Source organism: Methanosarcina sp. 1.H.A.2.2 (assembly GCF_000979975.1).
In the GTDB taxonomy this organism is placed as follows: domain Archaea; phylum Halobacteriota; class Methanosarcinia; order Methanosarcinales; family Methanosarcinaceae; genus Methanosarcina.
The window spans coordinates 5,697-18,402 of record NZ_JJQL01000086.1; the positions used below are offsets into that span (position 1 = coordinate 5,697).

Consider the following 12,706-nt stretch of genomic DNA (forward strand, 5'->3'; position numbering starts at 1 on the left):
AGATGTGTTTATTATCGGCATGAAAATCTTCTCCTAAATCTTCTCCTTATTGACGTTTCAGTGAACTACCCCTCCCTGTCAGGCTATCACCTGCTGAGGAAGGGGCTTCCTTCGAGTATTTACTTCATTTGAAAATCAGATTCTAAGAATCTAATTCTCATCGGTAAACCTGTTTGTCGAAGATTATCTACAAATTGTAGATAGCCTGTCCACAAGGCATTCTGTGATAGGAAACGTACCATGATGTTGATAGCACTATTTCTATCTCTATCAATCACATTTCCACAATCACATTCCATAGTTCTTTTTCCTAGAGGCATATCATGCCGTTTTCCGCATAGGTAGCACTCTTTGGAAGTATAGTTCTCATCAATTCTTATTACTCTTTTACCTCTGAGCTCTGCTTTATAGGTCAAGAATTCGATGAAGCGAGATAGATAACCCTGATTTTGGGTTGATCTATTTCTGGATCTTATCCTCTTAGTTTTCTTCTGCTTTTCCCCGTTGATTATTTTGGGTTGAGCCATTTTCTTAACTTTTAGATCTCCCACAATAATGGTGTTGGCTCTGGTATTTTCTACCATTTTCCTGGATAGTTTGTGCTGGAAATCTTTCAGTTGATTGGATTTTTTAGTTTCCATTACCCTGTAATTTTTATGAAGTTTAAGGTATTTCCTGCTGTTTTTCATACAGTGATCTTTTTTTGATTTTATACTATCCATTTTCTTTTGCCAATACTTATCAGGTCTGGGAGTTTTGACTTCGTGGATTTTTCCTTTGAGATTTATACAGGTTACTATTTTAGTTATGCCTGCATCAATCGCCTGGTAACATCCGTTGTCAGTATACGCTTTGGGAAAAACATCATATGTTACGGAAAGGTAAAAATCTCCTCTACCTTTATAAGGATCATCGTTGTAGATCTCTACCTGTCTTACATTTTCGAGTATCTCGTTGAATTCAAAATCAAGAGACGTTTTATTAACAGAGTGAGCAAATTTAATGTTTGTATTGTTAATTTTGTATCCACTTTGATTATAGCATAATGTCATGAAATATTTGTTACTTCGAAACTTAGGAAGTCTTGCTGTCATATCCCCGTTTTTCCTGAGTGCAAAAAAGGACTTGTAATTAGCATCAAGTTTTTTAAGTACACCCTGGAGGACTTTTGAATAAACCACCTTATATTCAGGATTGTTTTCCTTGAATTCAGGCAACTTGTTTTGCTGTTCTATATATCCAACACTACGTTGTTCGTTACACCATGCGTTTTTTCTATCAGCCAGAGCAAGATTATAGATACATCTACATTTTTCGGATAATTCCCAGAGAACATTAACCTGTTCTTCTGTAGGATATATCTTAATCTTTTTTGTTAGCTGCATGTTTGCCCTGACTTTTTATATATTTTTTCAAAGTGTCGACTGGTATAGGATATAGTACTAATAAAAAGATGAAACTATGAATATATGTATTTAACTAATCGCGACGAATATTAATGAGGAAGTTGACGGCTTTCATCCCCCACATGTCGCTTCGCTCCGAGGAAGGGGACTTCCCGCCTTAATGTTAAATAAGTTGAGTTGGGAACCAAAAGCAGCTCAAGTTCCATATCTATCCGGTGGCATATTATTACCGAACGTAATAAAAATTACAACAAAAATATGGCAGCCAAAAAGATTAAAAAATTTCCCGATAAAGCAAAGGTATCCGAAAACAACCAGAGCCTGAGAAGCTATTATAGGAGCTAGATTTTAGAGTTTTATGCTGCTCATGCTAACTATGCTCATGCCAGCTATGCTCATGCTAGCTAATTTCACGATAAGAAGCAAAAGTATTTTTCAGATGTAACAAAAAACAGCGCGAAAACAGCACGATAAGAGAAATTGATGCGGGGCGGACACGTTGAACACAGAGTTTCCACCTTCCAATCACTTTTTAGAGATTGGTCATTAGATGATATTTAATCTGAATGATGGAGTTTTAATCTGAATATATGTTCCAAAAAAATAAAGCGAATTGGCTCTCAGTTAATGAACTGAGAGTTTCCCAATTAATAAAGTACCTTATCCACAATTTTCAATTCTATTATCATGGATGTTTACATTTGTTTCTTTTGTATTCAAATGTACTATTGCAGGAGCAGCCAGGTCATGGAAATAGTTTCCAGAGGCTTCTATGTTTACAAGAGTTCCCTGTAATTCTAAGCCTGCATATCCGCCACCGGATGTAGTACATTCATTGTTTTGCATGACTCCGTCGGTAACGGAATCGAAACGAACGGACGAATTAGTTCGGTTAATAAAGTTAGAGTTCTTAACTGTAATGCCATTTACATGATAGGCATATACACCGTCATGTCCGCATTTGTTCACGGTTACCGTGTCTATCATTATGTTGCTGGACTTTGAAATAAGCATGGCATCATTACATCCGTTCTGGAATGTAACGTTCTGGATTGTTAATCCATTACAATTTACTATGGTTGCCATGTTATAACAGGAAGTTCCAAGCCTGACGTCAGGATAATAGTCACTCTGACTACCATCAACAGTTAAGTTTCCTATTGTAACATTGCTTGCAGAACTGCCTCTGATCATAAGCATAGCTTTCTTTTCTGCAATACTGCTCTCACGCCCACCCCAGACCGGTAGTCCTTTGGCGAGCTTAATTGTTACATCGGAATCTCCTTCAAGGGTTGTGTCGCTGCCTATCAGAAGAGAATCGCCTATGTCATATGTGAATGGGCCTTTAAGCTGGACGGTTGTGCCAGGATTATTTGCTGCATATTCAAGAGCCTGGTTAATCTGGACGTGATCGTCTACTCCATCACAGTTGTAATCTCCGCTTCCGTCTCCGGCAACAGTTACGGTTTGCGTATTCTGGCCGCCTAGTGCAGCAGGTACGGTTGTTAAAATAAGGCATGTTACCAGGAATAGGGTTCCTAGTTGTCTATTTAGCATCGTATCACCTTTGGGTTGGATTCTAGGGATTAAGTAAATCAAAATGTTATAGGGTAATTCTTTACTTTTCCCAAATATTTTTCAAAATTCCATATTACGTACTCGTAATACTTTTTTTTCCGAACTATCCAATCAGGTCGGCTCTATGCCAAACATCTGATCAGGTCGGACCTATGCATTATTCAAAATTTTATATTACGTCTGCGCAATATTTTTGAACCTATCCAATTCGGTTCTCTGCGATTTATGTGGGCCGGACACTTTGCACACAGAGTTTCCACTCTCCAATCACTTTTCTAGGGACTGGTCACTGGAGGTGGCAGGACATAAGAAGTTCTGGCTTCTACCAATCAAAATTTGCTATTGACCATGGGACATTACTCCTTCTGATCAATATCTCCTGTTTTAATTAATCACGACCTTTAGCCGGGTCAACTCCTCTGAAACAGGTTTCATTAACCCATTATTGAATTCCTGAGTTGACATTCTGGGCTTATGTGACCGTGTTATAAAAGATTTTTGGTACTTTTGTAAATAAATTAAAGCAGTTTGCCACACACGTGTGGTTTATTTTGAGTGTTTCAGGCTTTTGAGACCCCGAATAAGCAGGATTTTGGAGGGAATTATTGTGTGAATTAAAAGGATTAAAGTTCTGTTAATTAGAAATCATCAAGTATTATATGCCTGTTTTTCTTAGAGCAGTGCGAAGTTCAGTACACGCATAGTTTCCCTTTTCCATCCGTCGAGTATCATCCTTAATAATTTTATTTATATTTATTCTTCGATACAGATATAAATAAGTTGAGTTTGGGAAGAATTGTCTACTGTCTTGTCACTTTACTATGTATGCATGTTACTAAATGTTACTTTTTATATTATAATTCCGATACTTTAATTATCTTCCAGGATTGTCAAAATTCAGATCCATTTTTAGCATTTAATGGCTTCAACTATTTAAATAACCCGTGAATAATAAAAGTCTTATCTGGAGTAAATCAATAATATTACTACGGGACTTATGCAGTTGCAAATTTAGTATGTGGCTTTTTTCATTACTTCGTTAATGTTACAATTAATTTGATTTTTATCCAGACCCCTTTATATATCTCCTCACTGCCACTTTATGAATCTTGTTATTACTTTCAAATCAATTGATTCCATTTTTAATTAATTATAGCTCCAGTCTTAGAAAATATCTCAATGAGAACATTACATGCGCCCTTTATGACCTTTCTTTCTGCCAGAGACCTTTCCATACCATAAAACTGTTTTATTCTTCTGTTTTATTTCTTCAATTATCCATACCGGTTGCCCTGACACTCTCATTTTGATTCTCCCCCATATTTCTCATTTATATAGTACATTTGTGATCCGGCACTGCATCTCTCTGTCTTTGGGAACATGGTTTTGAACGTAAAATGCTTACATCTAACTCTGGGAGCGCGGAGGCACAGTGGGAAGTCCCCTTCCTCGGAGGGCATCAGCCCGACAGATGGAGACAGTTCACGACTCTATAATCATGGAAAAACGGGACGCACAGAAAAGCTGTAACTCTTCGAATTAGCCCTCTCCAGCTCATCAAGAAAGAACAAAATCAGAAAAAAAGCAGAAAAAGCAGAAAAAGAGCAGAAAAATTAGAGATAAAGTACAAAAATAGAAAAAGAGCAGAAAAAGCAGAGATAAAGTACAAAAACAGAAAAAAAGCAGAAAAATTAGAGAAAAAGTACAAAAACAGAAAAAAAGCAGAAAAAGCAGAGAAAAAGTAAAAAAGTAAAAAAGAGCAAATGCCCTTTCAAACGTTCCTGATTCCGAAGGATTCGAGCAGGATTTCGGGATAGAGCCCGCCGCTTGAAATGGTCTTTGTACTCTTGAGGTCATTTACGGTTACCCTGGCAGGAGCGAACATGCCTGCGTCAACTTTGAAGAAGTCAAAGTTTGCTGCCTTGAAGGTCTGGTAGAAGGGCTTTCCGAAATCACCGGAGGTTGTTGAGGGGACTTTCTTTACAAAGTCTTCCAGTTCAGCCAGTTCGCCTTCGAAGCGGACTGTATAGTTAGTCTCGCCGCAGTAGATCACACAGTCATTGGTTGAGCCCATGCACTGGACATCGTTTCCGACAATCGGGGCTATAGGGGCAATTCCGTACCCGCTCTTGATACAGTTGATATCAAAACCTATGGATTCGAACTTGTGGATACCGGTTTCTACAACACGGGCTGAGATCTGGACAGAACCTGCAATGGAAGCTGTAGGGGCAACGGCGATCACGACGTTTTCAGGGTCCACGCTGCAGTGTTTTGCAATATACTCGACCACTTTCTCATCAGGGATCTTGTCGGATTCCATGACAAGGACCGCAGCTTCGAAATCATCCTCATACCCGATTTCCTCATAGAGCTCTTTGGGTTTCAAACCGAGTGCACGTGCAGGGCCTGAACCCATCCCGAAGTAACCTCCTACTGAGATTCTCCAGCCTGCGTACTGGGAAGCCATACAGGCAATTACCGGGTTGTCAGTTGCCACCTGGATGGCAGGCCATTTGATGCCGTTGAGGTCAAAGGTGCTGTATTTAAGGTCAGCAAGGTCAGCAAGGCAGAGTCTTGCCAGGTACATCCCGGCTTCATATCCACCTTCGGCTTTAACTCCACAATCAATGATCGTGGCGCCGTTTTCAAGCTTAATTACTTCCGTTTTCAGGTCTTCGCTCCAGTCGAGCATCTCTTCAATGACGTATGATCCCATTTCGTTGACGCTTATCAAAATATCACCTTATTTATCGGTCAGAGAATTGTTTATCGAAATTGTTTATCGAAATTGTTTATCGAAATTGTTTATCGAAATTGTTTATCGAAATTGTTTACAGTCCAGGATTTGACTGTAAACCATATTATTGATCATATGGCTGGCCACCAATCGAGTCAATTTACCCGGCTGGAAATTTGTCCTGCCAGATGAGTATTATCCTGAATAATACTGAATAAATGAGCTTATCCTGAATAACTGAACCAACTCGTTTCAGTTGTTTCCGTAAGCCGTAATCCGTATAAGGAAGAATCCAATATATAGATACTGTTATAATATTTTAATTGAATTATACTAGTTTACTTAGATAATACAATTAATCAGATTATAAATATTCGGTCGTTTTTTCTGACCGCCTTATCAACGGCAAGACCGACTTCATCCCCTTTTTCAGCTGTTTGCAGAAGCATGCCTTTTTTTATAAGAGAGCGGACCTGCTGCTTCAGATAGGTAGTGCTTCCTTCGATCAGGATCTCGTCTCCTATTGCAAGTCCTTCTTCAAGCAATCTTATTGCTGCAGCCTGCTGTTTGGGATAATAATTTTCTACAACTCCTGCAGCCCGGCGTTTCTTTTCCGAGGCGTTCATGCCTTTTTCAGGGGAGAAGCTTTCGAGGCCCGGAACTCCGAAGTAAAAACCGGTGGAAAAGCCTCTATTATACACAGAAGACAGCTCGGATCTCCACGCATCTGCTTTTTCGCGGGTATAGCTTCCTGCTTTGCAGGCATCAATTGCTTCCCTGTAGCAGCGGGAAACCACTTCCAGATATCCGGGGTCCCGCAGCCTGCCCTCTACCTTAAATGAATCTATCCCGGCTTCAATAAGTTCCGGGACATGCTCGATCATACATAAATCTTTTGCACTGAGAAGGTATTTCCCCCTGCTTTCCGTAACAAGCCCGTTTTCTCCATGCAGCTCCCATTCCCAGCGGCAGGGCTGGGTGCATTCCCCACAGTTCCCGGATTTTCCAAGGACATATGCAGAAAGGTGGCACCTTCCTGAAACTGCCATACACATCGCGCCGTGAACAAAAGTTTCGACTTTTATCTCAGTCTGCTGCCTGATTTTCCGGATCTCTTCCAGGGAAAGTTCCCTTGAAAGCACTATACGCTCTGCTCCAAGGGTTCTGTAAAACTCTGCAGTTTCGTGGTTCGTAACGTTTGCCTGCGTGGAGATATGGACCCTGAGCCCGGCTTTACGTGCCTTAAGGATGACAGCCGGGTCCCAGGCGATAACTGCATCTACCCCGGCTTTTACAGCTGTATCTACCACTTCTTCTACTTCATCAAGCCTGGCTTCATTTACGGCTGAGTTTACAGCCAGATAAGCCTTAAGCTCCCGTGCCTTGACCTCAAATACAAAATCTTCCAGAGTTTCAAGGGTGATCTCTTTTGCCTTTGCTCTCAGGCTGAGCCTATCCGTTGAAAAATAGACGGCATCAGCATACCTGGAACATGCCTCAAGCCCTGCAAAGTTTTTTATGCCAAGGATGAGTTCTGGCCCCGAACTGTTATGCATGAGAGATGGAAATGCTTCAACTTTCATTTAAGAATATCTTTGCTGCATTCATCAGTCTCATAAATAAGAGTAAGAAATGTAAACTATTCACATGTCGTACTAAGATGAATGGTTAACAGAAATCTATATATAAGTGTATTTCATTGGTCCCCGGTTAAGGAATTTTCTTGCCCGAAAGCTATCGATTTTGCACCAGAAGCCTGCCTTAAGTTTTGGCATATTTACATGAAATCGATATCCTATTCCAGCCTACAATAAAATAAAATATTTGACACCTGCTGTGGAAGTGGGGACAATTCATCACGATTCTTCACTTATCCGAAGACGCATGAAGTGTATTTCAGTCTTCAAAATGGGGATGAATGTTAATTCAACAGAAAACAATTTAAGGTATAAACTACACAAACAAATAAAAACTGTAAATCTCTCGATCAAGGGGGTAAACAAAATGGAATACGAACTCAAAGACATGGAACTCGAAGGCATAGAACTCAAAGAAGTAAAACTCGAAGAAGTAGAACGAGATTACGTAGAATTCAGAAGGGAAATGGGAGAAGAATAAACCGAAAACTAAATAGAAGTGAATTAAAAAGATGCGTGATGGGCACAGATAAATATTCAATCAATACTTTTTTCTGTTTTTTTCTTGAAAACGCCCAGCATGCCTTTTAGCCGGGCTGGCAAACTCAATCCATCTTTTTTGCCCTGGCTTTTGGCTCTTGAGAGCTCATCTCTCTGCTTTTTGCAGGGTCCGTTTTTTGTACAGCCTTTTCCACTCAAAACTTCAGGGCACTGATCGCAGTACATTTTGTTACCTCAGACTTTTTTGCGGTATCATTGATTCTTATCATTGATTCTTATCATTGACTCGTATCATTGATTCGTATCATTTATTCTTTCATTGTTTCCTTTTTTCTCGGAATTAATTTTTAAGAAAATTTGAGTATACTTTTGATATCAATATCCTTTAGATACTATGTATATGCTGTATTTTAATGCATATATAGCAAACAGTTTCAAAGCCGATACTTAAATGTCAAAGTATTGTTAACGTATTGTTAACGTATTGTTAACGAAAACATTTATCTCTAAGTAAACATTCTTTTCCGCTGCCAGTTTAAGTTTATTTTATGGTTAACAATAAGGTCAATAAGGCAATTGATCTGGCAGTCAACAAAAAGAAACAAAAAAACAAAAATCTAAAAATTTGCCCTGTTGAGCATTGAGGGTTCAATTTCATGAGCAGGAAAACAACTTATCCGAAAGTTATGTGCACGCAGCACCCGGACTCTGCATCAAGGTATATATCCACACAGGAAGAGCCTGGGGAAGCCATTGAAGCTGCAGTGGTATTCGGCTGTGACGAATATATGCCGGATTATGAGGGAAAGGCAACTCCCTATCATCAGAATGTCCAGGTCGTATCAAAATTCATAGAAGAAACAGGCCTTGTGCCCGGAAAAGATATTTTTATCACTCCCCGGGCTCCAAGTGCAGTCCAGGAGAACCGGTTCAGGCAGCTTATGGTAATGATGTCCATTGCCGAAGCCAACCATAGTGCCCTTGAATACTCGGATGTCCAGGCAATCAATGAATTCGTGCACCCCATGACAGGCACGGTCAGGGAAATCATTGATGCGCAGCAGCATATGGTAGATGTAAGCGAGCTTGCAAAAAAGGAATTCGGGTTTGCAATGGAGGTCCCGCGTATAATTCCCCTTATAGAGGATGCTCCTGCGCTGCTAAATGCAAAGGAACTTGCAGAAAGTACGCTTTTTGCCTGGAAAGAACGTTTTGGGACAGCCCCCGAAAAATTCAGGGTCTTCCTGGGCAAATCCGATTCAGCCCTGTCTTTCGGGCATGTGGCAAGCACCCTCTCATGCAAATACGCCATAAACGGGATTTCCGAACTGGAATCAGAGCTCGACACCGAGATGGGCATCATATTCGGAGCAGGGACTCTGCCTTTCAGAGGGCACCTGGACCTGAAAAATGCGGAAAACTTCTTCAGGGAATACAGGGGCATCGGAACAATCACCCTGCAGTCAGCTGTCAGGTACAGCCATGAAAAAGGGGACGCTGAAGCCCTGGTGAACCTTGCAAAAAAGAGGCTGCCCGAAACCCCTGAGCTCTTTTCCCTCGAAGAAAAGGAAGAGATTGTAAACCTTATAGGGATTTTCGGGACTAGGTACAGCCGCATTATCCGCGAACTGTCCTCCACTATAAACCAGCTTGCTGACCTCCTCCCCCAGCAGCGGGACCGCCTGATGCACGGAGGAAGCGGCGGGTATTCAAGAAGTGCTCCTGATATTTCCGGTATGGTCAGGCTCTGCCGCAGTGACATCGGAAAAGAACTCAATGCCAGCATGCCTGCAGAAAACCTGCACCTCCCACGGGCGATCAAATTTACAGGCGCCCTCTACTCCATAGGCCTGCCTCCCGAATTCATAGGTACCGGTACTGCTCTCAAAGAAGTACGGGAAAAACTTGGCGATGAGGCCTGTGAAAGGCTGCTTACAAAATATTTCCCTTCCCTTGCCAGTGACCTGAGTTTTGCATCCGGGTACCTGGACCTCAACGTAGCCTCCCGCTTCCTCTCGGGAGCCTGCCTGAAGGAAGTCCAGAGAGATATCGAGGTTTTGAGTGATACCTTCAACCTTGAAACCAGGCCCGAACCTTCATACCGCATCCTGCTCGAAATGATGCAGCCTGATCTCCTGCAGGCGGGTACGGCAGGAAACTGCATGGATGAGGAAGTCTCGCAGCTCGTGTGCTCGACCCTCACAAAAATGGGAAAAATAAGAAAGGCTCTGGGTTGAGGCAAGAATGCACAAAAAGAAGGTAACATAGTCTTGATGGATAAGTTGCTGAATATAGGTCGTGTCCATGAGTTATTGATCAATTTCGAGAAAGGGAGTACATCTTTCGTATTTAAAAAATTAAAGAGATCATTGTGCTTACGGTTTTCAATAACTCACGCCCACTGCCACAGAATGGTTTACCTGTTATAGGTGGTATTCTTGCGGCGCTCAGCGGAGCGCCTTTAACTGTACACTGAATAGTTACAATATTTTTTATATTTTATAATGGATATTTTAAAATTGAAGGTTACTCAAAATCTTCTATTGTTTTTTTATTTAATATTTATATCACATCTAAATAATATATCGACGTTTTTGCGGAATGTTTCGCAAACTATCTATATAAAAATGGGCATTATTTAGTTCCATTAGTGGGTTTTTCTAAAGAATCAAATACTTAAGGATCTAATTGCATGGTGTCAAAATTCAAACTTGGGGAAGTTGTAAGATTAGTTAATACTGATCGAGTAGGTGTTATATGTGAGGGACCAAAAAATATCAATGGAGAGATTTACTATGTTCTTTTCATTGGTGATTCGCATAAAACTTACTCTGAGGAAAGCCTAGAGCCAGCAAAAGCAAAGAAAGCTGATGTAATAACAACACTTCAAAAAAGGAATTTTGTATCTCTCAAAGATTTCACCAGTTACCTTACGTATATTAAAGTTGAACGTCCTCTTTCAAACAACCTATACTCTTTTTTATCTTCAAGAACAGAATTTCAGGTTCATCAGTTTAAACCTTTATTAAAATATCTCGGCTCACCATACCAAAGATTGTTGATTGCTGACGAGGTTGGTGTAGGAAAGACTATCGAAGCAGGTATTGTTTATACTGAGTTACTCTCACGACATAATTTAAAAAACGTTTTGGTAATGTGTCCTTCTTCTTTACGATATAAATGGCAAAAAGAATTTAAAAAACGGTTCAATGAAGATTTTGCAATAATTGATTCACAAATAATGAAATTATTTTTCAGAAAGTATGAAAAATATCCAAATGGGGTATCTTTAAAGGGAATCGTTTCAATCCAAACACTTAGAAGCGATGAAATTTTAAAAGAACTTGAAAGACTACAGATTTCCTGGGATCTGATAATCATTGATGAAGCACATCACATGAGAAATGAAGGGACAAAAAGTAATGAACTTGGGAAAATTCTATCATTGAGTTCTGAAGGAATGTTGTTGCTTTCAGCTACCCCACTCCAACTTGGCAATAAAGATTTGTTTAATCTTTTCAATATAATGCTTCCAGAAGAATTTGATAATTTTAGTACGTTTGAAGAGCAGGTCAAACCAAATGAACATATTAACCTTGCTCTCATGAAAATCTCAAAAAAGTATTCTCCGGGATCAATCTTGGAATCATTACAGAATGTAGAAGCTACAAGTCAAAGAGAAAGATTTCTATCAAATCCAAATTACAATTTCTGCGTTGACTTATTAAACTTGAGGTCTGCTCTTGGAAATGACGACGTTGTAAATTTGCAGCGTAAACTTAGTGAATTAAATGTGTTATCTCATATATACACTAGAACTAAGAAAAACGAAATCTCAATGGAATTTCCTTTAAGAGAACCAATCACGATAAAGGTTGAATTCAGTAATATTGAGAGAGAATTCTACAATAGAGTTTCAGATCTGTTTTTGAACATGCATCCTGGTTGTCCTGCTGGATTCTTACTTCAAATGCCATGCCGACAGGTTGCAAGTTGCATACCGGCTACCATAAGTTACCTTAAAGACATATGCTATAGTAGAGAACTTAAGCTAGATATTGAAGATTTCGATGATGAATCATTTTTAGATGAGAAACTGAAATTAAGTGACAGTGATCTTCCAAAAATTAAAGAATTAATACTTTTTGCAGAACATAATCTTAATCAACAAGATTCCAAGACTCGTGAGTTTATAAAAACTATTACAAAAGTTCTTGATAATGGAGAAGTCAAAAAAGTAATAATTTTCTCTTTTTTTAAACGAACTCTTAATCATTTAGAATTATTATTGAAAGAACGCGGTTTTTACACTGCGAGAATAGACGGAGATGTTCCTTTCATTGAAAGAGAATACATAATCGAAAATTTTTCAAAGCCAGACGGTTATCAAATTCTCCTTTCTTCTGATGTAGGTGGTGAAGGACTAGATATGCAATTTTGTAATTGTATTTTCAACTACGACTTGCCCTGGAATCCTATGAAAATAGAGCAACGAATCGGAAGATTGGATAGATATGGCCAGACAAGTTCAAAGATCCATATATATAATTTCTCTATTGAAAACACAATTGAATCTGATATATTCTTGAGATTATGTAACAGGATAGGGGTCTTTGAACAATATGTTGGAGAGCTGGAACCAATTCTCGGTAGTGAGATCAAGCAACTAACAACAGAAATCTTCAACACTAAACTAACTCCAGAGCAACAAAAAGAGAGAGCTGATAAAATTGCTCTTGTTATAGAACCTAAGTTTGACAGTATCCACTAATTGGTACTGAATATTTCCCTTCTTTTTTGACCCAACTGGACTTGACAATTCTCTTAATTTTATAAAAATTTAT

General features: G+C 39.5%; 7 protein-coding genes. 2 read left to right on the forward strand and 5 right to left on the reverse strand.

Annotation, left to right across the window (positions count from 1 at the left end; all coding sequences use genetic code 11):
• Positions 1-119 precede the first annotated feature (119 nt).
• From EO93_RS13555 to EO93_RS13575, 5 genes are all read right to left on the reverse strand, one after another.
• Positions 120-1,385 carry an RNA-guided endonuclease TnpB family protein gene (locus tag EO93_RS13555; RefSeq protein ID WP_048163059.1) on the reverse strand — a complete coding sequence of 422 codons (1,266 nt, stop codon included), beginning with the start codon at positions 1,383-1,385 and terminating at the stop codon, positions 120-122.
• 681 nt (positions 1,386-2,066) lie between these two features.
• Positions 2,067-2,963 (reverse strand): right-handed parallel beta-helix repeat-containing protein, encoded by an 897-nt coding sequence (locus tag EO93_RS13560; protein WP_048131223.1) that lies wholly within the window; start codon positions 2,961-2,963, stop codon positions 2,067-2,069.
• 1,792 nt (positions 2,964-4,755) lie between these two features.
• Complete coding sequence (gene mch, locus EO93_RS13565) at positions 4,756-5,721, reverse strand: methenyltetrahydromethanopterin cyclohydrolase (RefSeq protein WP_048163061.1); 966 nt, start codon at positions 5,719-5,721, stop codon at positions 4,756-4,758.
• A 362-nt stretch (positions 5,722-6,083) separates the two neighbouring features.
• Complete coding sequence (locus EO93_RS13570; RefSeq protein WP_048163067.1) at positions 6,084-7,280, reverse strand: peptidase U32 family protein; 1,197 nt, start codon at positions 7,278-7,280, stop codon at positions 6,084-6,086.
• A gap of 618 nt (positions 7,281-7,898) precedes the next feature.
• Entirely contained in the window at positions 7,899-8,087 is a 189-nt protein-coding gene (locus tag EO93_RS13575) for a hypothetical protein (protein WP_048131225.1), read from the reverse strand.
• A gap of 431 nt (positions 8,088-8,518) precedes the next feature.
• Here EO93_RS13575 and ppcA point away from each other — a divergent pair, with 431 nt between their 5' ends.
• The gene (ppcA, locus tag EO93_RS13580) at positions 8,519-10,099 is read left to right on the forward strand and encodes a phosphoenolpyruvate carboxylase (RefSeq protein WP_048163063.1); all 1,581 of its coding nucleotides are present in this window, start codon (positions 8,519-8,521) and stop codon (positions 10,097-10,099) included.
• 455 nt (positions 10,100-10,554) lie between these two features.
• A complete protein-coding gene (locus EO93_RS13585; protein ID WP_048163065.1) occupies positions 10,555-12,633 on the forward strand; it encodes a DEAD/DEAH box helicase in 2,079 nt (692 codons plus the stop codon).
• Positions 12,634-12,706 lie beyond the last annotated feature (73 nt).

Coding starts and splice junctions, on each gene's coding strand:
- EO93_RS13570 (WP_048163067.1), bottom strand. CDS start 7,280: ATGCATAACAGTTCGGGGCCAGAACTCATCCTTGGCATAAAAAACTTT.
- EO93_RS13585 (WP_048163065.1), top strand. CDS start 10,555: ATGGTGTCAAAATTCAAACTTGGGGAAGTTGTAAGATTAGTTAATACT.
- EO93_RS13555 (WP_048163059.1), bottom strand. CDS start 1,385: ATGCAGCTAACAAAAAAGATTAAGATATATCCTACAGAAGAACAGGTT.
- EO93_RS13575 (WP_048131225.1), bottom strand. CDS start 8,087: ATGTACTGCGATCAGTGCCCTGAAGTTTTGAGTGGAAAAGGCTGTACA.
- EO93_RS13560 (WP_048131223.1), bottom strand. CDS start 2,963: ATGCTAAATAGACAACTAGGAACCCTATTCCTGGTAACATGCCTTATT.
- ppcA (WP_048163063.1), top strand. CDS start 8,519: ATGAGCAGGAAAACAACTTATCCGAAAGTTATGTGCACGCAGCACCCG.